The 25,188-nt window shown below is 63.5% G+C and carries 22 protein-coding genes; 10 read left to right on the top strand and 12 right to left on the bottom strand.

Translation table 11 applies throughout. From position 1 onward, the window contains the following. Positions 1-16: 16 nt before the first annotated feature. The 4 genes from AUR_RS10680 to AUR_RS10695 form a co-directional block, all read right to left on the bottom strand. Positions 17-946: a class C sortase gene (locus AUR_RS10680; RefSeq protein WP_062094400.1), complete on the bottom strand. Its 930-nt coding sequence runs from the start codon at positions 944-946 to the stop codon at positions 17-19. 98 nt (positions 947-1,044) lie between these two features. Then, complete coding sequence (locus tag AUR_RS10685) at positions 1,045-2,526, bottom strand: SpaH/EbpB family LPXTG-anchored major pilin (RefSeq protein WP_062094402.1); 1,482 nt, start codon at positions 2,524-2,526, stop codon at positions 1,045-1,047. A 91-nt stretch (positions 2,527-2,617) separates the two neighbouring features. Continuing rightward, on the bottom strand, positions 2,618-5,224 hold the full coding sequence (locus tag AUR_RS10690; protein ID WP_241650908.1) for a DUF7507 domain-containing protein: 2,607 nt from the start codon (positions 5,222-5,224) through the stop codon (positions 2,618-2,620). 271 nt (positions 5,225-5,495) lie between these two features. Then, on the bottom strand, positions 5,496-6,227 hold the full coding sequence (locus tag AUR_RS10695; protein ID WP_062094409.1) for a TetR/AcrR family transcriptional regulator: 732 nt from the start codon (positions 6,225-6,227) through the stop codon (positions 5,496-5,498). 109 nt (positions 6,228-6,336) lie between these two features. Between AUR_RS10695 and AUR_RS10700 the strand changes: the two genes are divergently transcribed. After that, on the top strand, positions 6,337-7,710 hold the full coding sequence (locus tag AUR_RS10700) for a flavin monoamine oxidase family protein (protein ID WP_062094412.1): 1,374 nt from the start codon (positions 6,337-6,339) through the stop codon (positions 7,708-7,710). On the opposite strand, the gene AUR_RS10705 is transcribed toward AUR_RS10700, so the two are convergent. Then, positions 7,707-8,267, bottom strand: a complete 561-nt coding sequence (locus AUR_RS10705; protein WP_062094414.1) for a hypothetical protein — start codon at positions 8,265-8,267, stop codon at positions 7,707-7,709. The genes AUR_RS10700 and AUR_RS10705 overlap by 4 nt on opposite strands. A 137-nt stretch (positions 8,268-8,404) precedes the next feature. Here AUR_RS10705 and AUR_RS10710 point away from each other — a divergent pair, with 137 nt between their 5' ends. Beyond that, a complete protein-coding gene (locus AUR_RS10710) occupies positions 8,405-8,785 on the top strand; it encodes a VOC family protein (RefSeq protein WP_031216767.1) in 381 nt (126 codons plus the stop codon). Between the two features lie 47 nt (positions 8,786-8,832). On the opposite strand, the gene AUR_RS10715 is transcribed toward AUR_RS10710, so the two are convergent. Continuing rightward, positions 8,833-9,279 carry a DUF5997 family protein gene (locus tag AUR_RS10715; protein ID WP_062094416.1) on the bottom strand — a complete coding sequence of 149 codons (447 nt, stop codon included), beginning with the start codon at positions 9,277-9,279 and terminating at the stop codon, positions 8,833-8,835. Between the two features lie 33 nt (positions 9,280-9,312). On the opposite strand from AUR_RS10715, the gene AUR_RS10720 reads away from it, so the two are divergent. Then, on the top strand, positions 9,313-10,032 hold the full coding sequence (locus AUR_RS10720; protein ID WP_069696608.1) for a LysR family transcriptional regulator substrate-binding protein: 720 nt from the start codon (positions 9,313-9,315) through the stop codon (positions 10,030-10,032). Between the two features lies 1 nt (position 10,033). Here AUR_RS10720 and AUR_RS10725 read toward each other — a convergent pair whose 3' ends face one another. Further along, positions 10,034-10,732 carry a GntR family transcriptional regulator gene (locus AUR_RS10725; RefSeq protein WP_069696609.1) on the bottom strand — a complete coding sequence of 233 codons (699 nt, stop codon included), beginning with the start codon at positions 10,730-10,732 and terminating at the stop codon, positions 10,034-10,036. Positions 10,733-10,840: 108 nt separating this feature from the next. On the opposite strand from AUR_RS10725, the gene AUR_RS10730 reads away from it, so the two are divergent. From AUR_RS10730 to AUR_RS10745, 4 genes are read left to right on the top strand one after another with little or no spacing between them, the layout of a single operon-like run. Then, complete coding sequence (locus tag AUR_RS10730; protein ID WP_082694602.1) at positions 10,841-11,599, top strand: LamB/YcsF family protein; 759 nt, start codon at positions 10,841-10,843, stop codon at positions 11,597-11,599. A gap of 36 nt (positions 11,600-11,635) precedes the next feature. Next, the gene (locus tag AUR_RS10735; protein ID WP_062094420.1) at positions 11,636-12,973 is read left to right on the top strand and encodes an MFS transporter; all 1,338 of its coding nucleotides are present in this window, start codon (positions 11,636-11,638) and stop codon (positions 12,971-12,973) included. 18 nt (positions 12,974-12,991) lie between these two features. Further along, the gene (locus AUR_RS10740; RefSeq protein WP_062098915.1) at positions 12,992-14,641 is read left to right on the top strand and encodes a 5-oxoprolinase subunit B/C family protein; all 1,650 of its coding nucleotides are present in this window, start codon (positions 12,992-12,994) and stop codon (positions 14,639-14,641) included. Between the two features lie 7 nt (positions 14,642-14,648). Then, positions 14,649-16,406, top strand: coding sequence for an acetyl/propionyl/methylcrotonyl-CoA carboxylase subunit alpha (locus AUR_RS10745; RefSeq protein WP_062094423.1), 1,758 nt, complete (start codon positions 14,649-14,651; stop codon positions 16,404-16,406). A 17-nt stretch (positions 16,407-16,423) separates the two neighbouring features. Here the strand turns inward: AUR_RS10745 and AUR_RS10750 are convergent, their stop codons facing one another. The 3 genes from AUR_RS10750 to AUR_RS10760 form a co-directional block, all read right to left on the bottom strand. Continuing rightward, the gene (locus AUR_RS10750) at positions 16,424-17,677 is read right to left on the bottom strand and encodes a D-arabinono-1,4-lactone oxidase (protein ID WP_062094425.1); all 1,254 of its coding nucleotides are present in this window, start codon (positions 17,675-17,677) and stop codon (positions 16,424-16,426) included. Positions 17,678-17,851: 174 nt separating this feature from the next. Then, positions 17,852-19,348 carry a SulP family inorganic anion transporter gene (locus AUR_RS10755; protein WP_062094428.1) on the bottom strand — a complete coding sequence of 499 codons (1,497 nt, stop codon included), beginning with the start codon at positions 19,346-19,348 and terminating at the stop codon, positions 17,852-17,854. A 6-nt stretch (positions 19,349-19,354) separates the two neighbouring features. After that, the gene (locus tag AUR_RS10760; protein WP_062094430.1) at positions 19,355-20,461 is read right to left on the bottom strand and encodes a GTP pyrophosphokinase; all 1,107 of its coding nucleotides are present in this window, start codon (positions 20,459-20,461) and stop codon (positions 19,355-19,357) included. Between the two features lie 111 nt (positions 20,462-20,572). Between AUR_RS10760 and AUR_RS10765 the strand changes: the two genes are divergently transcribed. Further along, positions 20,573-21,394, top strand: a complete 822-nt coding sequence (locus AUR_RS10765; RefSeq protein WP_062094433.1) for an alpha/beta hydrolase — start codon at positions 20,573-20,575, stop codon at positions 21,392-21,394. 39 nt (positions 21,395-21,433) lie between these two features. Further along, complete coding sequence (locus tag AUR_RS10770) at positions 21,434-22,363, top strand: carbohydrate kinase family protein (RefSeq protein ID WP_062094435.1); 930 nt, start codon at positions 21,434-21,436, stop codon at positions 22,361-22,363. 3 nt (positions 22,364-22,366) lie between these two features. Here AUR_RS10770 and AUR_RS10775 read toward each other — a convergent pair whose 3' ends face one another. Next, the gene (locus AUR_RS10775; protein WP_062094437.1) at positions 22,367-23,422 is read right to left on the bottom strand and encodes a glutathione S-transferase family protein; all 1,056 of its coding nucleotides are present in this window, start codon (positions 23,420-23,422) and stop codon (positions 22,367-22,369) included. Positions 23,423-23,500: 78 nt separating this feature from the next. Between AUR_RS10775 and AUR_RS10780 the strand changes: the two genes are divergently transcribed. Continuing rightward, positions 23,501-24,310 carry an HAD family hydrolase gene (locus AUR_RS10780; RefSeq protein ID WP_164888677.1) on the top strand — a complete coding sequence of 270 codons (810 nt, stop codon included), beginning with the start codon at positions 23,501-23,503 and terminating at the stop codon, positions 24,308-24,310. A gap of 4 nt (positions 24,311-24,314) precedes the next feature. Here AUR_RS10780 and AUR_RS10785 read toward each other — a convergent pair whose 3' ends face one another. Continuing rightward, positions 24,315-25,166: an SDR family oxidoreductase gene (locus AUR_RS10785; RefSeq protein ID WP_062094440.1), complete on the bottom strand. Its 852-nt coding sequence runs from the start codon at positions 25,164-25,166 to the stop codon at positions 24,315-24,317. Between the last annotated feature and the right edge of the window lie 22 nt (positions 25,167-25,188).

Here is a 25,188-nt window from a genome sequence, read left to right on the forward strand (position 1 = left end):
CCTTAGTGACAAGTTGCTACTTAGGATACAAGTCGTGCACTTGTGTTACAAGAGTGCGACGACGTTTGGCTGCTTCCCGGGGTTTGGTCGCCACCACAGCGCCAACGGACGTCAGAACCAACACCACCGCCCACCAAGGGAAACCAGGATCCATCGCTTGGCTTGGCAGGGCTGTTCCGCCTGCAGTTGACGGTCCGTCGACGCGTTCACCACGCACAAGGAGCCTGTGGCTGTTGACTCCGGTGGGAGTACAGGTCACCAATGTCACGTAGTCCTTACCATCGACCTTCCGGAGGTCGTCCGTCTTTTCCGGCAAGACCGTGAGGATTTGGTCCACCTTGTAATACAAGGTTTCGCCCAGGACGCTGAGGGTGAAGGCATCGCCCACGCTCACCCTGTCCAGGTCATCGAAGAGCTTGGCGCTGACGAAACCTGAATGCGCTGTGATCACGCTGTGGCTGCCTGTACCCCCTACAGGCAAGCTGGAACCGACGAGGTGGCCCGCTCCCTTGGCCAAGGTCGCTTCATCCGTGTCATGGAAGATGGGGAGGTCAGTGTGGATGGACGGGATGCTGATACGAGCCATCATGCCGCCCGGGCCCACATCGAGCAGCTTGCGGTACGTCTCCGAATCTGCGCTGACGGGCGACCGGCCGCCGTCTTCGTTCAAGGTGTAAGGGTCACGCAGCGGGCCTGATGGGAGCTCTGCATTAAACTGCCGTGCTTCCTTCAACAGGCTCTCCTGCGCTGCAGGCGAAAGGCTCTCGACCGTTTCTACATAGCCACTGATTTCCGTGGCGTGGATGCGGTCTGAAAACCACGCTGCCGCGGTGGGGTACAGGAGCACACCAACGCCAATAATGGCGGCCAACACAACCACCAGACGCTGCCTGCTCCAGCGTCGGCGGCTGTGTTGTTGTGGGGGAGAAGATTCGGGCTGGGTCATGTTTCTCCTGGGACGTACTAATGGCAGCAAAGTGGGGAAGAACGGCGCTGGCTGTTCTTCCCCACTTTGTTCTGGATGGAGACGGGCTCCTGGGACTGCTAGTTGTTGCTCGCCTTGCGGGAGCGCGCGAACAGCAGGACAGCGCCGCCAAGGATCAGGGCGCCGGCAATGTAAAGGACGCTCGTTCCGGGGCCACCGGTGAACGGCAACTCAAAGCCCGAGTTGGACGGGACGTTCTTGACCTGCAGGTCGATTCCCACAGGCGTCGTTGTGGCATTGATCAGGAAGGAGATCGGTTCGGCGAGCAACTCGTATCCGGCAGGCGCCTTGGTTTCAACCAGGTAGTAGGTACGGAAGTTGGCATCGCCCTGTGCAACGGCAACGCCGTTGGCCCAATCGGAGTAACGCAGACCGGACACGGTCAGCGTTCCATCAGCAGCAACGGTGAACTCGGTCTCGCCGTTCAGGCTGATCGGGTTGGTGCCGGCCTCGGCGTCAGCCTGGTTGGTGTAGATGGAGAAGGAGGCTCCAGCCAGGGCTGCGCCGTTCTCGTCAACCTTCTCAAGGGTGATCTCACCCCACTTGGTAACAACCGGAGGCGTGACGATCGGGCCGCCGGGCTGGCCCGGGGTGGCGTTGACGCTGGCAGCGTTCGGGTAGACCAAAGCTTCGTTCTCGATCTCACCAATGGTGTTCACGGTGGTGCCAACAACCATCTTGACGCGGCTGTCCGTGTGGGCCTCCAGGACGTCCAGGCCGGCCGGAGTGAAGACTACGGAGACGGTGTTTGACGCAGAATCGAAGACCACCGTGTAGTCGACACCTTCGGTGAGGACCGTGCCGTCAACCAGGCTGAGAGTAGTGCTGACGTACGTCAGCTTGTCGTCGAGCTGGTCGACGATCTTGTAGCCGTCGATGACTTCCTCATTGGGGATGTCGCCGGTGATGGTGAAGTCGATCTGGTCGCCCAGCTTGACGTCGGGAGCATCGGTGACGGTCTTTTCCGCCCCGCTGACCGAGTTCTTCGGGTAAACATGGACGTCGTAGAGCCAGTTGTCCTGGTTGTCCGGGTCGGTCAAGGGAATGGATACCAGGAACGGTGCCGACGGCGTCACACCGGCGGGGTAGTTGGTCTCCGTGACGAGGTACAGGCCTACAGGGAGGTTGGTGAAGGCTGCAGTACCCTGGCTGTCGGTGGCCTGTGCCTGTCCCGCGCCGAGACTGTATCCGGCGCCGGTGATGGACCCTGTGGGATCCGAGGGCGAGAAGACGCTGCTCAGGTTGTGTGCGGCGTCCCATCCCGCGTTGGAGCCCAGATCGATGGTGTTGACCTGCTGGACTGTGAACTCAATGCCGCTCAGCGGCGTCAGTCCCGAGGTATCCACGGGAGTGCCGTTGTTGGGCAAGCCCGTGGGAGTGGCGGGACGTTCGAACTTGTGAACAGTGATGGAGCCTGTCTGGTCCGGGTCCACCAAGGGGGCGGCGGTGGCCGGCGCGACCGAGAAGGTCATTGCCAGCACCGCCCCGGTAAGCGTTGCAGCGGCGGTCTTCAATAACCGCCGGGAGCTTGGGTTACTCACTCTTTTCCTCTTTCTGTTTATTGATGGTGCAGATGCTCGGAAGTGAACATTCAGGGCCGGGCGGCCCAAGGGAACGAACCGCCCGGTGGTTTTAGGTGATGGGTTGCTGCTTGCGCTTGCCCCGGACGCCCGGCATTGCCAGGACGACGGCAAACAGGAGGAGCGCTGAGCCGGCCATGGTGAACGGCCACCAGCCGATTCCGCCCGATTCCGGGAGCTTGAGCGCGGGAACGTCCTTGACGGTGAGCAGGAAGATGCCGTCTCCGTTGGCGTCAGTGGTCGTGACAACGCCTCCTCCGCTGCCCTGGCCCAAACTCACGGAGCCGTCGGCGGCGATGGTGAACTGCACGGGTTCCGCGAGCAGGTTGAAGCCGACCGGGGCTGCGGTTTCTTCCAGCCAGTACACGCCCGGCTGGATGCCTTCGAGCTGGAATTGTCCGGTCTGGCCTACGATTGCCGCGACGGTGTAAGCGGTGTTGACCGCTCCGGGAGTTCCGCTTGCATCGTCGTGGATGGCCCAGCTCGACCCATCCATCGGAACCCAGGTGGACGCGGATGATTCGCCGATCTTTTCAATGAGGACCTTGGCCGGTGTCCGGTGGGTGGTGGTGCAATCGGCTCCGGGCGTGCCGGATCCGGTGGCGCACTGCTGCGGGGGAATCGCTGCGCTGCCGGTGACCGTGTTGATCAGCGTGGAGTTCCAGGCACCCTGGTTGACGGTGACGCTGTACTGCAAGGTTGCAGTCTTCCCGGCGGGAAGCGTGAAGGGCGCAGTGCTGAGCGTGGTGGACGGTGAAACCGGATTCGCCACAGGAGTCGGAGCGCCCGAACCGATGGTCAGGAGTGCAGAGCCATTCACGAAGGTGGCCTTGTTGAGGACCCCGGCGAGGTTGTCCGTTAGGACAATGCCGCTGATCTGTCCCACCACGCTCGTTGCGGTAACGGTGTAGGTGATGGTGTCGCCCGGGTTCACGAACTGCCCGACGGCGGTCCCGCTGCCATTGACGGAGGCCGTTTTCTTGATCGTCCAGGCGGGGTCGGCGGGGACTTCGGCATCATCGCTGGCGGTCACTGGATTGCCGAGGGGCGGATTGCCGGTGACCATGGCGGTGTTCGTCAGCAGGCCGCTGGTGACATCCACGGCACTAATGACGTACGTAGCAGTGGCGGTCACGGTTTGGCCCGGGAGCAATATTCCAGGGAGGCCGGGCCAGGTGTAGGAGAGGGCGCTCATGGTGCCGGTGCCGGAGAACTGGGTCTCGTTGATGACGACTCCGGTCAGCGTGACGTTTCCTGTGTTCTGGGCGGTGAAGGAATACGTGGCTGTTTCCCCGGCAACCATGGTGCTCTTGTTCACGGACTTCACCAGCGAAATGGATGGGGCGGGAACGATTGCCGGGGAGATGGTGAAGGTATAGTCCTCAACTTCACCGGAATCGGAAGCTCCGATGGGGACCTGCGTTTGGGTGCTGTTGTACCCCACGCGGAAGCGAGCGTAGGTGTCTCCGGCCGTTACTGTCGACAGCCCGGTCCAGTTGAGCGTTGCTTGTGTTGCCCCCGCTGCGAAGGTTGCGCAGGCCCGTTCCGCCGGGTTGTCGAAGCGGCCGTTTTTGTTGAAGTCGATCCATCCGCAAACCGTGCCTGCTTTGCTGGCGCCGGTGATGGCAACCGTGGTGGAGTAACTGCTTGTTCCGGCCGTGAACGGTGCAAGGGTCACGCCGTCATCGTTTTGGTCCAGGGTGGCCGAGGCGCTGGCGTTGGGCGAGGAGGTGCCGTTGGCCACGAGTGCGTTGTCCTCGGTGACGTTCGGTCCCAGTGCGACGTCGGAGAGGATGGCCCGGGCAGCGTTGCTTTGGTCATACGACGCCGGTGCGTCTCCGAAGTCCTGCGGCACTGTCATGGTAACGACGTAGTTATCCTGGTTGTGCCCCTGCTTCGAGATGTCGTTCTCTGTGTAGCCCGGCAGTGTTGAGCTCACCGGGACGAAGACGCCGGTGACATTGAAGGTCACGCTGGTCACAACGCCGTTGATGCGGACAGAACCACATCCCGCCGAAGCCTGCGCATCTAACGGATCCGGCGTGCCAGTCTGAACGCCGGAAGTGCAGGAGACTCCCGAGTTGTGGTTGGTGTTGGTGATCGAGTTCCCCGAAACGGCGAGGTTGCCGCCGGAAAGTTTGGTCAGGCTCAGCCCCGGCGTGGCCAGATTGAGGACGGCGTGGTGCTGCGACTGCCCATCGATGGTGTTGTTGTCGTTTTCATCAAAATAGACGTGGCCGCCCAAGCCGGCGATATTGAGCACGGGGTTCCGCACAGGCTGGTTGAAGGACATGGTGAGAGTTCCCAAACCGCTGCATGTTCCGGACGCGGGGCAGTTGTTGGTGAGTTCGGTGACGATTTCCACGCCGGGTGTATTGGTCGCGATCCCTTGTTGGTAGTCGGAGGCAACGTAGCCGCGGCTGTCCATCCTGGCCCCGCCTACCACCCCGGTCAGCCCGCCAATGTTATAGGTGGTGGTCAAATTGGATCCGGGCATGGTCAAGATCGCCTGCCCAGGGCTGACGGTGGCGTTGTTAATGGCTACTTGATAAGCCCGCGCAGGTGTCACGGCGCCCGGGATCGCGCTGGCGAGTATCCCCAGGAGGACCACCAACGTGGCGATAAAGGCTCTCGCCTTCTTTGATGTTGACTTAGACAACGTCTTCCCTTCAGCGTCTTTCCGGAATTGGCGCGGCCGCTGGATGTGGACGCACGCCAGGGGCCATGAGGCTGTCCGATGCGATCGGACCGGATATCGCTGTTAAAGGCGGCTGAAAGGGCGAATTGTGTTGCCGAAACGAATGTGACCTTAGTCACGCTTACCTCATGACCGGAGCTTGCAGCCCGGCATTGCAGAGAAGCCGTGGATTCAGGCTCCGGGGCGCGACAATATGGCCGCGCTCATGAGGGCGGCTTTTGAAGGGGTCCGGCTATCGCCGCAGGGCTCCAAGTCCGGCTATGAGTGCCTCCAGCCCGAGGCTGAAGGCGACGTTCGTGGGCATTGCGTGGCCCTCGGCGGCAAGCCGGTCCACTGCGGCGGTGAAGTTGGGTACCTGGTCCGCCAGGCTGCCGGCGTCGAAGATGTCCTCCGGCGCATTGACGTCGTAGGCCGCCCCGAATACGAAGGCCTCCAAGGCGACGATCGCAGAGATGATCCGCTCCTCGGGGAACCCGGCATCGCGGAATCCTGCCGTGACGGCCTCATACATGGCCAGCGTTTTGGGGGCGTTGGCAACGGGCAGGACGGCGATGACCGGGATGAGGGGCGTGTGCTTGGAAAAGACGTCCCGGTACGACCATGCCCATTTGCGGACGGCGACGTCCCAGGGTTCGGTGCCAAACGCCGATACATCCACCATGGCAGCCAGGTGATCCTCGAGAAGCAGCAGTACGTCGTCCTTGGAGGAAACGTGGTTATAGAGGGCGGATGGCGCTACGCCCAGCGATTTGGCGAGGGCCGCCATGGTGAGTCCGTCGTAGCCTTTGGCGCTGATCAACTCGAGTGCCGCCGTCGTGATGCCGTTCTGGTCCAAAACCCGCGCTACGGGACGACCGGCGCGTCGCCGGGTTTTACCGGCGGGAGCGGCGCCGACAGTTGAAGGCGCGGCGTCGGGGGTGGGTGCGGGCATCGGAAGCCTTTCTGCTGCCATTGTCCCCAGCATTATTCCATTGCAGGTCTTCCCAGCAGCTGAAGCCGGCGCTACTATGAATATAAATGAATGGCATTCATTTATTGGCCAGCCACCACCCGGCGGCCACGGAAAGGACATCATGCAGAATCTTGAGCGCGACGTTGTGATCGTCGGTGCCGGTCCGTCAGGGTTGACGGCCGCGCGTGAACTGAAAAAGGCAGGACTTAGCGTTGCGGTACTCGAAGCCCGCGACCGCGTAGGTGGCCGCACATGGACCGACACCGTCGACGGAGCCATGCTGGAAATCGGCGGCCAGTGGGTTTCCCCGGACCAGACCGCACTCATGGCACTGCTCGAAGAGCTCGGTCTGGAGATGTACCCGCGCTACCGTGACGGAGAATCCGTCTACATCGGAGCGGACGGAAAGCGGGTCCAGTACACCGGCGACACTTTCCCGGTCAGCGAGACGACCAAAGCCGAGATGGACAAGCTGGTAAGGATCCTGGACGAACTCGCCGCGGAAATCGGTCCGACCGAACCCTGGGCCCATCCGAAGGCCCGTGAGCTGGACACCATCTCCTTCCACCACTGGCTCCGCCGGAACTCCCACGATGAGGAAGCCTGCAACAACATCGGCCTCTTCATTGCCGGTGGCATGCTCACCAAGCCCGCACATGCTTTCTCCGCCCTGCAGGCGGTGCTCATGGCCGCATCCGCCGGGTCCTTCACCCACCTGACGGATGAGGACTTCATCCTGGACAAGCGGGTAATCGGCGGCATGCAGCAGGTCTCCCTGTTGCAGGCGGCGGAACTGGGCGCCGACGTCGTTCTTAGCAGCCCGGTGCGCACCATCAATTGGGAAGAAAACCGTGCGACGGTCGAATCGGACCGGGCAACCGTCAACGCGCGCTACGTGATCATGGCCGTACCGCCGAACCTGTACTCCCGGGTTTCGTTCAACCCGCCGCTGCCGCGCCGCCAGCACCAGATGCACCAGCACCAGTCGCTGGGCCTGGTCATTAAGGTCCACGCTGTGTACAAGACGCCGTTCTGGCGCGAAGACGGATTGTCGGGGACCTGCTTCAGCGCCGGTGCCCTGGTCCAGGAGGTTTACGACAACACCAACCACGGCGACACCCGCGGCACCCTGGTCGGCTTTGTCTCCGACGAAAAGGCCGACGCAGTCTTCGAACTCAGCGCTGAAGATCGGAAGAAGGCCATCCTGGAGTCGATCGCCGGGTTCCTGGGAGAGAAGGCCCTGGCCCCCGAGGTCTACTACGAGTCCGACTGGGGGTCGGAAGAATGGACCCGTGGGGCGTACGCCTCCAGCTACGATCTGGGCGGCCTGCACCGCTACGGCAAGGACCAGCACGCCAACGTGGGCCCGATCTACTGGGCTTCATCCGACCTCGCGGCCGAGGGCTACCAGCACGTGGACGGCGCCGTGCGCATGGGCCGGGCAACCGCCGCGCGCATCGTGGAAGCGGACAAACTGGCGTCTGTTCTGACCTAACCGGCGCTGGGGGTGCCCGCCGTGCCGGTGGGTACCCCTGCCGCGCGTTCAGCGGCGGCAAGGGCATGGGCAAGGCGTTCGACGGCGGCACGGTAGTCGGTTCCGGCCGTCACCTTGCAGTGCTCGGCCTCCCGCATGGCTTGGGTAAGCGCGGCGGTTTCGGGCACCCGAACGTCGGACATTGCCGGGAAGTCAATGGCGAAAGCAGGGTCCAACTCGTAGGTGCGCCACTTGGTGAGGAGGGCCTGGTGCCAGGTGGCATCATCTGCGAAACCCGTACGACGGCGGGGCTCGGCAGCGCGGATACGCTCGACTTTGCGGATGGCCGCCAACGTTGCCGCCACCGTCGCGGCCGTGAGGGCAAGCATCACCAACCCGGCCGGTGCCCACTGCACGGCCGGAACCACAATCGCCGGTACCACCACAACGAGCCCGGCGAAGGCATCCCAAAAGATGGTGTCCGGCTCCGGCCCGCGGCCACGGGTCAGTTTTCGTTGCAGGACAATTGTGGTCGCCACGGTTGCAAGGACCAAAGCCAAGCCCCACATGACCATCATCGGAGCACCTCCCGGACGCAAAAGGCTGTGTTTTCAGTATGCGGTGCGCCGTGGAATTTGGGTACGGGTGCGGGGGCAATGACCCGAGTCCCGGGGCCGCCGTTCCTAGTGTCAGACCTGGCGCGTAGCCTTGGCCCATGAGACTGAAAATGTGCAGCATCCACGTCAAAGATCCCGCCACTGCCCACGCGTTCTACACCGGGACACTCGGCTTCGACACCCTCATGGCGATGCCCGAATACAACCTGTTCATCATCAAGAACCCCGGCGCTGATGACACCGCAACGGGCCTCCTGCTGGAACCCAGCGACAACCCGATCGGTGCCAACTACATGAATGCCGTGTACGACGCCGGGATGCCGGCTGTGGTGCTGGGGGTGCCCGACGTCCGGGCCGAGTACGAGCGTCTGTTGGCCGCTGGCGTGGTGTTCAAGGGCGAGCCTGCCGAGGATCCATCCGGTATCAGTGCAGTGTTCGACGACGGCTGCGGGAACTTCGTGCAGCTGCATCAGGACTAGTTGCACAGCAATGGCCGGGACGCTGGAGTCCCGGCCATTGCTTGGTGCTACGAGTTGCGCTTGGTTCCCTTGGGAGCTTCGCGTTTGGCGGCAGCATTCTCCCGGGCTTCCTTGGTGGCCGCTTTCTTTCGCTTCTCTTCCTTGACGCGCAGCGTTTCGGCGCGCACGGCGGCGTGGGTTGCACGCTCGACTACCAGCCACTGAGGCGGGGACTGGAGCAGCTCGGCGATTTCCGCCGTCGTCAGCGGTTCGGTGATGCCGCCGCGGGTGAGGCCGCTGATGGAGACGTTGAGTTTCTGCGCAACAACCGGCCGCGGGTGCGGTCCGTTGCGGCGGAGTTCGGCAAGCCACTCGGGCGGGTTGGCCTGGAGTTCGGCGTATGCCTCGCGGGTGACGGGCGAGTCCTGGAACTCCTGGGGTGCAGCGGGCAGGTAGATGCCGAGTTTCTTGGCAGCTGTTGCCGGCTTCATGGTCTGGGAGTTCTTGGGAGTCATGCTTCAAGGGTATCTGGCCGGTACTGTGAGTGTGTGCCAGCCCCTGAAGAAGAGTCCCCCGAAACCAAAGAGCTCCGATTCGCCTATGTGGCGGGAGTGACACCGGGCAAGTGGATCCGGCGGTGGGAAGAGCGGATGCCGCACGTCCCGCTGCACTCGTTCATGTCCGACGACGAAACCCAGCTGTCGGTGCTGCGTGACGGTTCAGCGGATCTGAGCTTTGTTCGCCTGCCCGTGGACCGGGAAGGCCTGAACCTCATTCCCCTGTATGAGGAGCAGCAAGCGGTAGTGGCGCCGAAAGGCCACGAAATCTCGGTGTTCGAGGAGGTCGCGCTGGAGGACCTTTCAGAGGAGAACTTCCTCGACGTCGCTGAGATGGGCGGGCCGGAGATGGCCCTCCAGGTGGTGGCGTCAGGGGTCGGCTTGGTGATCCTTCCCATGCCCGTGGCCAGGCACTTGAACAACAAGCAAACGGTGAGTCGACGGCTCTCCGGAGCTCCGGGCACGCAGATCGGTCTCGCCTGGCTTGCGGGTACTGACAGTGAAGAGGTCGAGGAGTTCATTGGCATCGTGAGGGGCCGGACGGCGCAAAGCTCGCGGCAGCCGTCGGCGCAGAAGGAAAAGCCCAAGAAAGCTCCCAAGCCCGATCGTCGCGGGTCTTCGGCCGGGAAGAAACCGGCCGTTGCGCAGCGCTACGCACCCAATCCGGATAAGGGCCGGGGCAGGGGTTCACGCAAGAAGGGGAAGCGCTGATCTACTGGCCGTGGACTGATGCCTGCTGCTGTTCCGAGCGGTTGAGGTAGGCAAGCAGGAGATCGCCGGCTTTTTCCAGGTCGCCGTGCTCCAGGGCTGAACAGATTTTCTCGTTTTCCTCGAGCCAGTCGCTGTAGAAATTCGCGTCGACTGTTGCCTTGTGGAAGTACAGCCGCATCTCTGCGAGCACCTGCTTCATGATCGCGTTCAGGCGGGCGCTTTCGGCCAGGGCCACGATCGCTCCGTGGAAATGCTGGTTGGCGCTCCCCAGGCCGTCGTTGTCATTCGCAGCTGCCGCGCGCTTTCCCTCCTCGACGGCGGCCCTGACGGCAGCTATGCGCTCGGGTGAACCGCCCGCACGGATTGAACTGACTTCGATCGCGCGGCGGACTGTGTAAACGTCATGGATGTCCCCAGGCTCCAGCGTCGCCACATAAACCCCACGGTTGGGCTGCCGGATGAGCAGGCGTTCACTGGCCAGTTCGGCGAAGGCCTCACGGACAGTGTTGCGGGAGACGCCGAGGTCTTCGGCAACGGTTGCCTCGGTCAGTTTCGCTCCCGGAACCAGGAAGCCCTCAGCCAATTGGTAGCGGAGTTCTTCGGCCACGCGCTCCGCGACGGACGGTACCCGCATCCGGACCCGTGCGCGGGCACTGTCCAGGCCGGGGTGCTCATTCGTTTGCTGCTCTGCTCCGGCCATAGACCAAAATTACACGATTGCCGAAAATTAGGATCGCTGGATTGTTGAACAATCCGGCGATCTAGTGCATTCTTGATGTAACGCACATCACGAGGCAGGGATCACAGCATGGCAATCATTGACCTGAACAGCGACGTCGGAGAAGCCTTCGGACGCTGGACGCTTGGTGACGATGAAGCCATCTTCCGGTCCGTCTCCAGTGCCAACGTTGCGTGTGGATTCCACGCCGGTGACCCCGGCGTCATTCGCGCCACGTGCGAGAAGGCGGTGGAGGCCGGCGTCGTCATCGGCGCCCACGTGGGCTACCGCGACCTTGCAGGTTTCGGCCGCCGTTTCCTGGACATCGACCCCAAGGAACTCGCGGACGACGTCGTGTACCAGATCGGTGCGCTGCAGGCGCTGGCCGCTGTCTCAGGCGGTCGCGTTGAATACGTGAAGCCGCATGGCGGGCTTTACAACACCATCGTGAAGCACACGGCGCAGGCCCGCGCCGTAGTGGAGGCCGTCAAGTCGGTGGACCCCAACCTGCCGATACTCGGTCTGCCGGGATCGGAGGTCCTGCGCCTGGCCGAGGAAGCCGGACTGCGCGCCGTCTCTGAAGCTTTCGCCGACCGCGCTTACAACCCGGACGGCACGCTGGTTTCCCGCTCGCAACCCGGCGCCGTGCTGCATGATCCCGTAGAGGTGGCCGAACACGTCCTGCGTATGGCCACCGAACAATCCGTACGGACCATTGATGGTTCCGTCCTCACCATCCGCGCAGAGAGCATCTGCGTCCATGGAGACTCACCCGGGGCCGTTGCCATGGCCACTGAAGTGAAGTCCGCACTGATCGACGCCGGTGTCAGCATCGGCTCGTTCCTCTAGCCATCAAGCCCCTCTTCATCCCCTCCGGAGGAAACCATGACCAGCACCAACAAGGCAGCCAAGGCCGTGACAAGGAAGCCGCCGGCCGGTGCCCTCAAGGCGTACGTCGCCAGCCTCACCGGCACGTCGCTCGAGTACTACGACTTTGCGATCTACTCGGTAGCGTCCGCACTCGTGTTCCCCAAGATCTTCTTCCCGGCAGGGGATGAGTTCGTTGCACTGCTCCTGTCCTTCTCGGCCTTTGCCGTGGGCTATCTGGCACGCCCCATCGGCGGCGTCGTCTTCGGGCGCCTGGGGGACAAGGTCGGGCGTAAATACGTCCTGGTCTTCACCCTGGTGCTGATCGGCATCGCGACTGTCCTGATCGGCGCCCTGCCGGATTACTCCGTGATCGGCGTGGCCGCACCGACTATTCTGGTGCTCCTCCGCCTGGCCCAGGGCATCGGCGTCGGTGGTGAGTGGGGCGGCGCCGTGTTGCTTTCCAGCGAATTCGGTGACCCGAACAAACGCGGATTCTGGTCCTCCGCCGCCCAGATCGGTCCGCCGGCCGGTAACCTCCTGGCCAACGGCGTGCTTGCCGTCCTGGCCGCAACGTTGAGCAACGAGGCATTCCTGTCCTGGGGCTGGCGCGTAGCCTTCCTGGCGTCGGCGCTTCTGGTGGCCTTCGGCCTGATTATCCGCCTCAAGCTGGAAGAAACCCCTGTCTTCAAGGCAATCCAGGCCCACGGTGAGCGTCCCAAGGCTCCCATCAAGGAAGTCTTCACCACCGAGCCCAAGGCCTTGGTCTCCGCAGCGCTTTCCCGCGTATGCCCGGACGTTCTGTATGCGCTCTTCACCGTCTTCGTGGCTGTTTACGCAACCAAAGAACTGGGCATGACCACCGGCAACGTCCTCGCCGCCATTCTCATCGGTTCTGCGTTCCAGTTGTTCCTCATCCCGCTTGCCGGGGCAGTGACCGACCGCATCAACCGTCGATTGGTCTACGGCGTGACGGCCGCAGCTACCGCCGTTTTCATTCCGCTTTTCTTCCTGATGATCCAAGGCAAGTCGGTAGTGATGCTGACTATCGGCGTCGTGATCGGCCTGGCACTCCACGCCTTCATGTACGGTCCGCAGGCCGCCTTCATCACCGAACAGTTCCCCGCCCGCCTGCGCTATGCCGGCAGCTCCCTGGCCTACACGCTGGCCGGGGTCGTCGGTGGAGCCGTCGCACCGCTCATCTTCACGGCCCTGTACGGGGCAGCGTCCGGCGGCTGGTGGCTGATTGCCGGTTACCTCCTGCTGACAGCCATCGTCACGATCGTCGGCATGCTCCTGGGCCGTGATCCCAAGCCGGAAGAGGAAGCCCGCCTCCTGGAGGGTTCGCACGCCTAATCGGCTGCGAAGCACATGATGGATACCGTGATGGAAACCGTAACCAGCAAGAAGGTCCGCGCCGTGAGGCCGGTAGGCACGCGCGCCGTGCTCGCGGAGTTGGACGGCCTTGCCGAGGTACTGGCCTTGCAGGACCTGCTCAACAGGAAGCCGCTTCCCGGCCAAGTGGACGTGCTGGCAGCTGCGGAAACGGTCATGGTGGTTGGCGAGTCAGCCTCCGCGACACGGGCCATCGGCGCCCGGCTCCTGCAGCTCGAACTGACAGCTCCGGACGTCACCGACTCCGGGTTGGTAGTGATCGAGACGGTGTACGACGGCGAGGACCTGGCTGACGTCGCGGAACTCACCGGCCTGAGCGTGGACGGTGTGGTGGCTGCGCACACAGGCCAGACCTGGACGGTCGCCTTCGCCGGGTTCGCGCCTGGATTCGGCTACATGGTGGGCGAGAACAATGCCTTGACGGTTCCCCGACGGGCCACCCCCCGGACGGCTGTTCCGGCCGGGTCAGTGGCCCTCGGCGGGGAGTACTCCGCCGTCTATCCCCGCCGTTCCCCGGGTGGGTGGCAACTGATCGGCCGCACGGGAGCCCGCATGTGGGATCTGGAACGTCCCAAGCCCGCCTTGGTGCGCCCGGGCGACCGTGTGCAGTACCGGGCTGTCCGGGAAGTTGTCACCGCCTCGGCCCATGAGCCCGAATCCGATTCGGAGCACCACACTGAATCCTGTCTGCGCATCGTCAGCCCGGGAGTCCAAAGCCTCATCGAGGACCTGGGCCGCAGAGGCCATGGCCCTCTGGGAGTTTCGGCTGCGGGAGCCCTGGACCGCGCTTCCATCCGTCGCGCCAATCGCCTGGTAGGCAACGCGTCGACGGCAGCCGCCATTGAGTCAGTGGGCGGTGGACTTTCCATCGAGGCCATCGGCGATCAGGTGATTGCGGTGACCGGTGCGCCGACGACGCTCAGCGTCCAGTCGCCGTCGTGGGTTGACTCAGTGAATCACGACGGCGGTCCACAGCCAGGCGCGACGCGAACCGTCGGCATGGCCGCACCGTTCGCACTGCTCGATGGTGAAGTCCTCAGCCTTGGAGTGCCTGAATCCGGATTCCGGAACTACGTGGCGATCCGTGGCGGCATAGATGTTCCGGCGGTCCTGGGCAGCCGCTCTGCTGACACGATGTCCGGAATCGGGCCGGCGCCTTTGACGGTCGGCAAGGAACTGCGGGCCGGCAGTGACACTGTTTCCACCGCGGTGGGCAGTCCCGAACTGCAGCCTGACTTTCCAAGTGCGGAGACCGTGACCGTGCTGGATGTGGTGCCCGGACCCCGCGCAGATTGGTTCGACCAGTCGGCCCTGGACTCGCTGGCAAGCCAGGATTGGGTGGTCACGCCGCAGTCCAACCGTGTGGGAATGCGCTTGGACGGGCAGCCCTTGGTGCGAACCCGCGACGGCGAACTCCCCAGCGAAGGGACCATGGCCGGAGCGCTCCAAATACCTCCCGCAGGCCTGCCTGTGCTGTTCCTCGCGGATCATCCCATTACGGGCGGCTACCCGGTGATCGGCGTAGTGCGCGACGAGCACCTTGACCGCGCCGCCCAAGTCCCGGTCGGCGGGAAAATCCGTTTCCGGCTGGTCCCGGATTCACCAGACTTCCAAACCCCGGAGAAGTGAGTTTTTAATGCGTAAGGTCCTGATTGCCAACCGCGGCGAAATCGCCGTCCGCGTGGCCCGAGCCTGTGACGATGCAGGCATCTCTTCCGTCGCCGTCTATGCGGACATTGACGCCGACGCGATGCACGTCGCCCTTGCTGATGAGGCGTACAGCTTGGGCGGGAACAGCCCGGCCGACACCTACCTCAACATCGGCAAACTGCTGGATGTGGCCGCCAAGTCGGGAGCGGACGCCGTCCATCCCGGCTACGGCTTCCTGTCCGAGAATGCCGACTTCGCGCAGGCGGTCATCGATGCGGGACTTGAATGGGTGGGACCCTCGCCGGAGTCCATCCGCCAGCTTGGCAACAAGATCACGGCCCGGGAGATCGCCGTCCGGGCCGGTGCGCCCCTGGTTGCGGGAAGCGATGGCCCGGTGGCTTCGGCTGCCGAGGCCCGTGCCTTTGCCGAAGCGCATGGCCTGCCGATCGCCATCAAGGCTGCTTTTGGTGGTGGCGGTCGCGGACTGAAGGTGGTCCGTGAGCTGGCCGAGGTCGAGGAAGCGTTCGACTCTGCCGTCCGTGAAGCCGTGGTGGCGTTCGGTCGCGGCGAATGCTTTGTGGAGCAGTATCTCGACCGGCCTCGGCACGTGGAGGCGCAGATCATCGCCGACAAGCACGGGAACGTGGTTGTGGCGGGAACCCGGGATTGTTCGTTGCAGCGCCGGCACCAGAAGCTGGTTGAAGAGGCACCCGCTCCGTACCTGAGCGGAGAACAGCGGCACCAAATCTACGAGGCCTCAAAGGCGATCGTCCGCGAGGCCGGGTATTACGGCGCCGGAACCGTGGAGTTCCTGGTGTCCGCAGGAGGCGCTGTGGCCTTCCTCGAAGTAAACACCCGGCTGCAAGTGGAGCACCCTGTCACCGAGGAGACCGCCGGTGTGGACCTTGTCCAGGAACAGTTCCGTATTGCCTCAGGCTTGCCGCTAAGCATCACTGAGGACCCTTCCGCCCGCAGCCATTCCTTCGAGTTCCGCATCAACGCCGAAGACGTGGGCCGGGGATTCCTCCCGTCGCCGGGTACCGTCGCGTCCCTTGAAGTACCGGCCGGGCCGGGGATCCGGTGGGACTCGGGCGTGCGCGCAGGGTCAGTTGTGGCTCCGCAGTTCGATTCCCTCCTGGCCAAGTTGATCGTCACGGGTGCTGACCGCCAGCAAGCCCTGCGCCGGGCTCGCCGTGCCCTCGCGGAACTGAAGATCGTGGGTCTCCCTACCGTTGTGCCGTTCCACCGGGCAGTCCTTGAAGCCGAAGACTTTGTTGCAGCGGATGCCCTGCGCGTCCACACCCGTTGGATTGAGACCGACTTCGCGGACCGGATTCCCAACGATCCGGATTACTCCGTGGTTGCCTTCAACGGTGAGCGTCGGACCATCACCGTGGATGTTGACGGAAAGCGACTCGCTGTGGGCCTCCCGGCAGACCTTCTTGAGGGCTGGGCCCGTTCCGGACAGGGTCTGCCTCCGGTATCGGGACTGGCCGATACGCCGGGTTCTGTCACCGGGGAAGCACCCGCCGGGTCTGCACTGGTAGCTGCGATGTCCGGCACAGTGGTCAAGTGGTTGGCCGAACCCGGTGACGAAGTAGCCGAGGGCGATCCCCTGGTGGTGCTGGAAGCCATGAAGATGGAGACCCAGGTCTCCGCACACCGGGCAGGCACACTCACCGAAGTCCTCTCGGCTCCGGGTGGAGTAGTCGCCACGGGTGCGGTCCTGGCTCACATCGAGTAGTTCGTTCCCGCGGTTGGCTACTTGCCTGCGGGAGCGGCCACGCCCAGCACGCTGTCCAAGAGGCCATTCCGGAACTTGCCCTGAGGGTCATTGGCCTCCACCAGGGCGCGGAAGTCCTCGAACCTCGGGTACAGCGCAGCGAAGTCGTAAAGCGACGGCGTGAAGAGCTTGCCCCAGTGGGGGCGGGAACCGAACGGCTGCAAGCTGCGTTCGAGCTCGGGAAGGAAAGCTTCGACTTCGTCCTGGAGCGGCTTCCACGTGAAGTGCAGGGCAACGCTTTGCTGTTGGTAGAAGGGGCTGAGCCAGAACTCGTCCGCCGCAATGGTACGGATTTCGGAAACAAAGAGGAGCGGAGCAAGCTTGTCCGCCAGGGCACGAACGGCCTGGAGGGCCGCAGGGGCGTCCGTCAACGGGAGGATGAACTCGCTTTGCAGTTCTTCCCCGTTGCTTGGCGTGAACTCGTGGCGGAAGTGGGGCAAGCGGTCCAGCCATTTGCCGGGCTCGTCCAGCTGGATGGTGCAGTTCTCCGCGGACATTCCCGGCAGGGGATGAAGCGCGGCCGGGGCAGCCGTGGCGCCAAAAAGATCAGGCAGCGCAGTTTCGGTTCCCAGCGCCTTCAACCAAACCTGCGGGATCGAGTCTCCGCTGTAGTCAGTGAAGAAGCTGACGCTGTAGGCGCTTGATGCGATGGTTTCGAAATCCGTCAGCGCCCGGTCCCAAGGCAGCCCCGTGAGCACGCGCTGCCGCATCCCGAAGCTCGGGCGGACTGCCAACTCAAGGCCCGTGACGATTCCCATCGCCCCCAGCCCGACTACTGTTGCAGCGAATTCAGGGTCATCCCGGGTGAGCGTCACCAGTTCGCCGGAAGCTCGGACCACGTCCAAACTCACCACCGCTTCAGCCAGGGACGGGTTCTTGACGCCGCTGCCGTGCGTGCCCGTCTGGATAGCTCCGGCTACTGAGATGTGGGGCAGGGAGGCAAGGTTGTGGATGGCATAGCCCTGCTCTTCAATCGCCCGGCACAGGGCGCCGTAGCTGATGCCGCCGCTCACCTTGACCGTCTTCCGGTCCTCGGAAAGCGTGATCTCCTGGGGGAGCGCATCCAGCAGAATATGGGTGCCACTGGTATCGGCCACCGTGTTGAACGAATGCCGGGACCCAAGTGCCTTGACCCGCGAGGCATTGGCCACGAGCTCTTGGACCTCGCTTACCGAAGACGGGCGGTGCACGGCTGCGGACGAGTACTGGAGGTTTCCGGCCCAGTTCTTCATGGTTTGATCTTCCTCTGCTTTAGCGAACTCACTCCGTCGATTGTTTGCGCTCACAAAGGTGCCGTCAAGGGGAGTCCATTCCGGTGGGACGGCCCCCTCGGCTCCCAAGTGGGTCGCATTTGTGCGCGTTTACAGGGGTCAGAACGCGCTCAGCTGCGACTTAGTTGGGCGGGACTAGCCGTTGAGCTTGCCGGCCAGACGCTCGCGCATCCGGATGCTGGCTTCGTTGAGGCCGATGAACTCCACCTCGCGACCATGGTTCCGGTATTTTTCGGTGACGGAATCCAGCACGGCAATGGTGGATGCGTCCCACAGATGCGAGTTGTGCAGATCGATCACCACGCGATCTATGCCTTCTGCCGAATCTTTTGCGTAGTCGAACTGGGTGTACAGGTCATTGGATGAGGCGAAGAAGAGTTCACCGTCCACTGTGTAGGTCGCAACAGTCCCGCCGTTGAGCTCCAGTTCCGTCCGCTCCACCGTTGCGAAGTGGGCCACCCGCCGGGCGAACAGCACCATGGCGGTCAAGACGCCGACGCCGACCCCCACTGCCAGGTTATGGGTGGCCACAACGGCAGCAACAGTGAGGAGCATGACGGCGGTCTCAGACTTGGGCAGGCGCCTCAAGGTGGATGGGCGGATGGAGTGCCAGTCGAAGGTAATCAGCGAAACGAAGATCATCACTGCCACGAGCGCGGCCATGGGAATCATCCCCACGACGTCGCCAAGGACCACCACCAGGACCAGCAGGAAGACGCCGGCCAGGAACGTGGACAGCCGTGTCCTGGCGCCGGATCCCTTGACATTGATCATGGTCTGCCCAATGACGGCGCAACCACCCAGGCCACCCAGGAAGCCCGTTACGATGTTCGCTGCTCCCTGCCCCCAGGAGACCCGGGTCTTATTGGACCGCGTATCAGTGATGTCATCAACCAGCTTGGCCGTCATGAGCGACTCAAGCAGACCGACCAGCGCCATGGACAAGGAGAACGGCGCGATGATTTGGAAGGTCTCCATGGACAAGGGCACGTTGGGCAGGAAGAACCCCGGCAGGCTGTCCGGCAATTCTCCCTTGTCGCTCACAGTGGGAACGTCGATGTTTCCGAGGGCCGTGACCAGCGTAATGAGGACGATGGCCACCAAGGGCGCGGGTACTGCAGTTGTCAGGCGTGGCAGGCCGAACACGATCAACAACCCGACGGCGACGATCGGATAGACCATCCAAGGCACCCCGAAGAGTTCGGGCATCTGGGACATGAACACCAGGATGGCCAAGGCGTTGACGAAGCCGATCATCACGGATCGCGGGATGAACCGCATGAGCCGCGTGACGCCCAGGGCAGCGAGAATGATCTGGAAGACCCCCGCCAGGATGATGGTGGCAATCAGGTAGTCGAGGCCGTGTTCCTTCATGACCGGTGCAATGACCAGTGCAACGGCGCCGGTCGCAGCCGAGATCATGGCCGGGCGTCCACCGACGATTGCCGTGACCACACCCATGGTGAAGGACGCGAACAACCCGATTCGAGGGTCCACCCCGGCGATCACCGAGAACGCAATTGCTTCCGGAATGAGCGCCAATGCCACGACCAACCCGGCCAAGGATTCGGTCAAGAGACGGCGGGGCGAGCGGAAAGTCGCCCGCAGGGACATGAGTTGCTCCGGAGTCATGAGTCCTTAAAGTGCAGTCTGGCGGTAGCGCTCAATCTGCTTAAGACGCCGCAGGAGGCTGTCGCGCCGCGGGTGCGGAACGACGTCGGGCGCCTCAGCGGTGAGATCAATGTGTTCGGTCCCGTACTGCCACAGCAGAAGGTCGTCCAAGAGGCGGTCCGGGCCGGGGGAGTAGCGGTGGTCCAAGGCCTTGCGGACCTCGGTAATCCGGTTGGCGCTGAGCAGCCCGGCGAGTTCCACGGTCTTGGTGAGTCCGTGGGCTGCAAGGAGTTCGGCGGCCCATCCCCAGTCGTCATCTACTTTACGGTCTACGTGCGGCAGCAGGGTACGCCAGACGTCACGTACACGGTTGGGAGTGAGCGGCGAGGCACCCTCGCCTTCGAGGTCCCAGTAGCCACGAACTTCCTCATACCGCTCGTGGAGATCTGCGAACGCGGTCTCCACGGTTTCCAGCATGGCGGCCGTGGCGGTGAATTGACGGTCGAAGTGCGGGGTCCAGGCCCGGGGGTCCTCCGCCTTGAAGCGGATGTCGTGTTCGATCTCGCTCCACGCATGGGCGAACACCGTGCGGATCTGGCATTCGAAGAAGTAGCTGCCGTTGGCGGGCAGATCCGGATTGAAGACCTGCTGGTACTCCTTCACGGTCTCGTTCTGGATGGTCCGCAAAATGAGGTGCCTGCTGGAATAGCCGTACGTTCCGGACTCGATGGAGCCGATGTCCTTTTCCCGGTCCCCGCGGCAATCGAAGAGCTGGCGTTGGCGCTTGATGATGTTGGCTACCGCGGCGTTCTCTGCGGGCAGTTTGGTGATGACCCGGATGCCGACCATGTCATTCAGCGTCCGGAACGGGTCCGGGAACTTGAGCACGCGAGGGCCACCCGGTTCCAGGGGTTCCTCCGTCCGGGAGATCTTCTCGCGGAACGAATCGACGGTCTTGGTGCGGCCGGTAACGAACAACGGCGTCACCTCTGCGTCGTTGAGCAAGTCCCTAAGGGTCAGCAAAACGTCACGGGTAACACGCTTAAGTGCAGGGCGCACCCGCTCGTAAAGTTGGACGTTGGCCTCCACCGCTTTGCGCTGATTGAGGTCCAAGCTGTCCCAGTTGCTTGCCATGGTTCCAGCTTACGGTGCGGCCCTGACAGCGAAGCCGGACGCCCCGCCGTCGAACTGCTGCTAGCCAAACCGGCGGCCGCTCGCGATAGGCTCGATACAAAGGAGGGCGCAATGTTGCGGCACAAGTACAGCTACGGCGAACACCCCAGTCAGTGGGGCGAACTCTTCATACCTGAACCACACAACGGAAACCACCGGGGCCCGGCGGCCGTGGCGGGAGGTGTCGCCGTCGTGATCCATGGCGGCTATTGGCGCTCCCAGTACGGCGCAGAGCTGGGTGAACCTCTTGCCCGCGACCTCGCGGCCCATGGCATCACCGCCTGGAACCTTGAATACCGGAGGGCCGGGAACGGCGGCGGCTGGCCGCATACCTTCGAAGACATCCTTGCCGGCATCGACTATCTGGCACAGATCGCCTTCAACCATGACCTCCAGCTCGGCAAGGTGGTGGCACTGGGCCACTCCGCCGGCGGGCACCTTGCGGTATGGGCCGCCGGCCGTGGCCGGTTGTCCTCCATCGGAACGCCCGACGCCGATCGGCAGCTGGAGCGCGGACCGGAAGAAGAAGCCGTGCACCTGACCGGCGTCGTGAGCCAGTCCGGTCTCCTGAACCTTGCAGCGGCCGAACGCCTGAACCTCAGCAACGGCGCGGTCTGCAACCTGATGGGCGGAGATTCGGCAAGATACCCCAAACGGCATAAATACGCAGACCCCATGACGTCCCTCCCGATCGACGTTCCCGTATATGCCGTTCACGCCATGAATGATGAGGATGTTCCGGCGAGCCAGTCCGAGGCCTACGTCGCAGCAAGCAACGCATCCGGTGGCTCGGCACAACTCCTGAGGGTTCCGGGGGACCACTTCGACCTCATCGACCCGAAGGCCGTGGCCTACAAGAAGTGCCGCGAACTGGTCCAGCGCCTGCTCTCCTGACCGCTGGTTCAGCCCAACGTCCTCTGGCAGAGTTGTCCCATGCTGACTGTTATTGGCGAGGCCCTTGTTGACGTCGTCCAGCGTTCCAGCGGGATAGAGGCCCACGTTGGCGGCAGCCCGCTCAACGTTGCCGTGGGCCTGGCCCGGCTGGATCATCCCGTCCAATTCCTGGGCCGGTACGGAAAGGACGCTTTCGGGGACTCCGTGGGCGCCCACCTGCGGTCCAGTTCAGTCATGGTTCCGCTTCCGCCCGACGACAAGCCCACCAGCGTGGCCACCGCCCTGGTGGACGACGACGGCGCCGCCACCTACACGTTCGATCTCGCCTGGGATGTCCCCGGACTCATCGGGCGGCTGCCCCTCATGCTGCAAGGTGCCACTTTGCTGCACACGGGATCCATCGCCGCTTTCCTGGAACCCGGGGCCGGGGAAGTGCTGGCCGCCGTCGAGTTCGCCCACCCACGATGCACCGTCAGCTTCGACCCCAATTGCCGCCCCAGCATCATCACTGACAGGGAATATGCCCGCAAGCAGGCCGAACGCTTTGTGAGTCTCGCGGACGTGGTCAAGGCATCGGACGAAGATCTTGAATGGCTCTACCCGGGCGAAGATGTCTTGGACTCGGCCCGTCGCTGGATGGGACTGGGCGGCCATGAGGGGCCCGCCATGGTGGTGGTTACCCGGGGGTCGCAGGGCCCCTGGGGGATCACCCGTGCGGGCGAAACCCACGTTCCGGCGCCGCTGGTAGATGTGGTGGACACGGTGGGCGCCGGTGACTCGTTCATGGCCGGTCTCTTGTCAGCCATTGTGGACCGCGGGTTGGACGGCGCCCAGAACCGCGATGAACTCCGCGCCATGCCGGCCGAAACCCTCGCCGCCATCATGGACCATGCGGCGAGGGCTGCGGCCGTCACCGTTTCCCGCGCCGGAGCCAATCCGCCGTCGCGGGCTGAACTGAACCACGCCTAAAATTCAGGCGGCGCCGTGTCCTTCGGCGACTTCTTCTCCCGCCTTGACCGGTCCCGGGGGAGTGCCGTCACCGAAGGGACGCCCGCCGAGGGACTCCCGGCCGTGCGGAGTCAACCATCCGGACAGGTCCGGCCCCGCCGGGACGATCTGCGTCGGGTTGATGTCCTCGTGGACGATGTAGTAGTGCTGCTTGATCTGCACGAAGTCGATGGTGTCCCCGAACCCGGGCGTCTGGAACAGGTCCCGTGCGTAGGCCCACAATGCCGGCATCTCGGTGAGCTTGTTCCGGTTGCACTTGAAGTGGCCGTGGTAGACAGCGTCGAACCTTGCCAAGGTGGTGAAGAGGCGGACGTCGGCCTCCGTGATGGTGCCTCCCACGAGGTAGCGCTGTTGGGAAAGGCGTTGTTCCAACCAGTCCATCGCCGCCCATAGCCGTTGGTAGGCGGCTTCATATGCCTCCTGGGACCCCGCGAAACCACAGCGATAGACGCCATTGTTGATTTCGGTAAAGACCCGCTTGTTGACCTCGTCGATTTCCTGCCGCAAGTGCTCGGGGTACAGCTTGGGAGCTCCAGGGCGGTGGAATTCCGTCCACTCGGTGGAGAAGTCCAGGGTGATCTGCGGAAAGTTGTTGGTGACTACGGCGCCGCTGGGGATGTCCACAATCGCGGGGACCGTGATGCCCCGCGGGTAGTCCGGGAAACGACGGAAGAAAGCTTCCTGCAAACGTTCGATTCCCAGCACCGGGTCCTTGCCGTCGGGGTCGAGATCGAACGTCCAGGAACGGGCGTCATGAGTCGGGCCGGGCTGGCCGAGGCTGATGGCATCCTCAAGGCCCAGGAGCCTGCGCACGATGACTGTGCGGTTGGCCCACGGGCACGCCCTGGCGGCGATGAGGCGGTACCGCCCGGCTTCCACGGGCCAGCCGGGTTCGCCGTTTGGTCCCTGCGTGCCGTCCCGGGTGATGCGGTCCTCGATGTAGTTGGTGTCCCGGTTGAACTCGCCGCCGGTGACGTATGCGCCTTTTGTGCTGTACTCCTGGGTCGTTTTCTCACTCATGGACCCACACTATGTTGTGCTTCTCTCCGCAGGCGAGGGCCGGGGGAAACGCCGGGGCTACCCACGTAGACTGGCATGATGCGGCTCGTAGCAAGTGATATTGACGGCACCATCCTCGGTCACGACGGAAAAATCAGCGCCAGGACCATCAGGGCCTTCCAGGCCTGCCGCGACGCCGGGGTGGAACTCGTCTTTGTTACCGGCCGCCCGCCGCGCTGGCTGTACCCGTTGGAGGAGCAGCTCGGCCACAGCGGAATCGTCATTTGTTCCAACGGTGCCGTTGTTTGGGACCCTGCTGCCGGGAAGCCCATCTCGTCGACGGCGCTGGACATCACGGCTGTCTTTGAAGCGCGGCGAATCATCAAGTCGATCAGGCCTGACGCTTTGTTCGGGGCGGAGACCCTCCACGGCTTCCACCTTGAACCCGGCTTTATCGAAAACGAAACCAGCGAGCTGCTCGGGGAATTCACTCCCGCCCCCTTGGACCGGACACTGACGGCCGCTGACGCAGTGGTGAAGTTCCTGGCCATCACCCGGGAAGGCACCCCGGACGAGTTCCTCGCGGAAGTCGGACCCGCCGTCGCGCACTTGGTGGCTACAACGCACTCTGCGCCCCGGACCGCTTTGCTGGAGATGTCCGTGCCAGGCATCAACAAAGCCGTGACGCTTGCAAAGTATGCCGAGTCGCTGGGCATTGAAGCGGCTGACGTCGTGGCTTTCGGGGATATGCCCAACGACATCGAGATGCTGCGTTGGGCCGGCCACGGTTATGCCATGGCCAGCGGACATCCGGAGGCGATCCTCGCTGCCGGCCGGCAGGCTCCGCGTTTCGACGACGACGGTGTGGCCCAGATACTCGAAGCGAAGTTGGCCGGGGAGAAGGTCTAAGCCCTCAAGGGTGCCGCACGCCCTCACCGGCGAGGATTGCCCGGTAGCCCTCCTTGTAGCTCGGGTAGGTGAAGGTAAAGCCGGTAGACAGGAGCCGCTGGTTCGAACAGCGTTTGTCTCCTGGGCCGTCGTCGGAGGCAGGCCTTGCCGGAGGTTCCGGAAGCTGCAGTTCCTTGGCGAGGAAGCGCAAAACGTCGCCCAGTTCAGCCGATTCGTTGTCCACGCCCACGTAGACCGCATCCGGCTCCTGTTCCATGGTGGCCAAATGGACGATCATGGCAGCGGCGTCGTCGCGGTGGATGCGGTTGGTGTGCTTGGGCTGGGACGGGATGACGGCCTTGCCGGAGCGGACCTGGTCAATGAGCCGGGTCCTTCCAGGGCCATAGATCCCTCCCAGGCGCAGGACTACAGCTTGGGATTCCCCGGCGCGGGCAAAGAGCAACTCCTCCGCTTCCAGGAGAATTTTTCCGCTGAAACGGGTTGGTTCGGTGGGGGTCGATTCGTCCACCACGGCTCCACCTGCGTCCGGGTAGACGGCCGTCGAGGAGATGAACAAGATGCGCCGGGGCGGAACAGCCTGGCGGTCCACGGCATCCAGGACGTGGGTCAGCCCGTCCACGTATGCTGCCCGGTAGGCCTCCTCGGTGGAAGCATCAGCGGCCAGGGCAATCACTACGGTTCCGGCATCTGCCGGCAGCGCTGGTACCTCTTGCGACAAATCGGCGCGGACGCCGCGTATTTCCCCCGGCAGCTTCTCCGGTGAACGCCGGAGGCCGATCACTTCATGTCCCGCCGCCGCGAACCGCAGGCCTGCTTCAGTTCCGAGGTCGCCGCAACCGGCAATCAACACAGTCATCCCAATAGTCTGCCAGCCGTCA

The sequence above is a fragment of the Paenarthrobacter ureafaciens genome (assembly GCF_004028095.1).
Taxonomy (GTDB): Bacteria; Actinomycetota; Actinomycetes; order Actinomycetales; family Micrococcaceae; genus Arthrobacter; species Arthrobacter ureafaciens.

What these genes read in the sequence shown, in the direction of transcription:
- AUR_RS10680 (WP_062094400.1), bottom strand. Translation starts at nt 946, where the DNA reads ATGACCCAGCCCGAATCTTCTCCCCCACAACAACACAGCCGCCGACGC.
- AUR_RS10695 (WP_062094409.1), bottom strand. Translation starts at nt 6,227, where the DNA reads ATGCTGGGGACAATGGCAGCAGAAAGGCTTCCGATGCCCGCACCCACC.
- AUR_RS10700 (WP_062094412.1), top strand. Translation starts at nt 6,337, where the DNA reads ATGCAGAATCTTGAGCGCGACGTTGTGATCGTCGGTGCCGGTCCGTCA.
- AUR_RS10705 (WP_062094414.1), bottom strand. Translation starts at nt 8,267, where the DNA reads ATGATGGTCATGTGGGGCTTGGCTTTGGTCCTTGCAACCGTGGCGACC.
- AUR_RS10710 (WP_031216767.1), top strand. Translation starts at nt 8,405, where the DNA reads ATGAGACTGAAAATGTGCAGCATCCACGTCAAAGATCCCGCCACTGCC.
- AUR_RS10715 (WP_062094416.1), bottom strand. Translation starts at nt 9,279, where the DNA reads ATGACTCCCAAGAACTCCCAGACCATGAAGCCGGCAACAGCTGCCAAG.
- AUR_RS10725 (WP_069696609.1), bottom strand. Translation starts at nt 10,732, where the DNA reads ATGGCCGGAGCAGAGCAGCAAACGAATGAGCACCCCGGCCTGGACAGT.
- AUR_RS10730 (WP_082694602.1), top strand. Translation starts at nt 10,841, where the DNA reads ATGGCAATCATTGACCTGAACAGCGACGTCGGAGAAGCCTTCGGACGC.
- AUR_RS10735 (WP_062094420.1), top strand. Translation starts at nt 11,636, where the DNA reads ATGACCAGCACCAACAAGGCAGCCAAGGCCGTGACAAGGAAGCCGCCG.
- AUR_RS10740 (WP_062098915.1), top strand. Translation starts at nt 12,992, where the DNA reads ATGGATACCGTGATGGAAACCGTAACCAGCAAGAAGGTCCGCGCCGTG.
- AUR_RS10745 (WP_062094423.1), top strand. Translation starts at nt 14,649, where the DNA reads ATGCGTAAGGTCCTGATTGCCAACCGCGGCGAAATCGCCGTCCGCGTG.
- AUR_RS10750 (WP_062094425.1), bottom strand. Translation starts at nt 17,677, where the DNA reads ATGAAGAACTGGGCCGGAAACCTCCAGTACTCGTCCGCAGCCGTGCAC.
- AUR_RS10755 (WP_062094428.1), bottom strand. Translation starts at nt 19,348, where the DNA reads ATGACTCCGGAGCAACTCATGTCCCTGCGGGCGACTTTCCGCTCGCCC.
- AUR_RS10760 (WP_062094430.1), bottom strand. Translation starts at nt 20,461, where the DNA reads ATGGCAAGCAACTGGGACAGCTTGGACCTCAATCAGCGCAAAGCGGTG.
- AUR_RS10765 (WP_062094433.1), top strand. Translation starts at nt 20,573, where the DNA reads ATGTTGCGGCACAAGTACAGCTACGGCGAACACCCCAGTCAGTGGGGC.
- AUR_RS10770 (WP_062094435.1), top strand. Translation starts at nt 21,434, where the DNA reads ATGCTGACTGTTATTGGCGAGGCCCTTGTTGACGTCGTCCAGCGTTCC.
- AUR_RS10775 (WP_062094437.1), bottom strand. Translation starts at nt 23,422, where the DNA reads ATGAGTGAGAAAACGACCCAGGAGTACAGCACAAAAGGCGCATACGTC.
- AUR_RS10780 (WP_164888677.1), top strand. Translation starts at nt 23,501, where the DNA reads ATGCGGCTCGTAGCAAGTGATATTGACGGCACCATCCTCGGTCACGAC.
- AUR_RS10785 (WP_062094440.1), bottom strand. Translation starts at nt 25,166, where the DNA reads ATGACTGTGTTGATTGCCGGTTGCGGCGACCTCGGAACTGAAGCAGGC.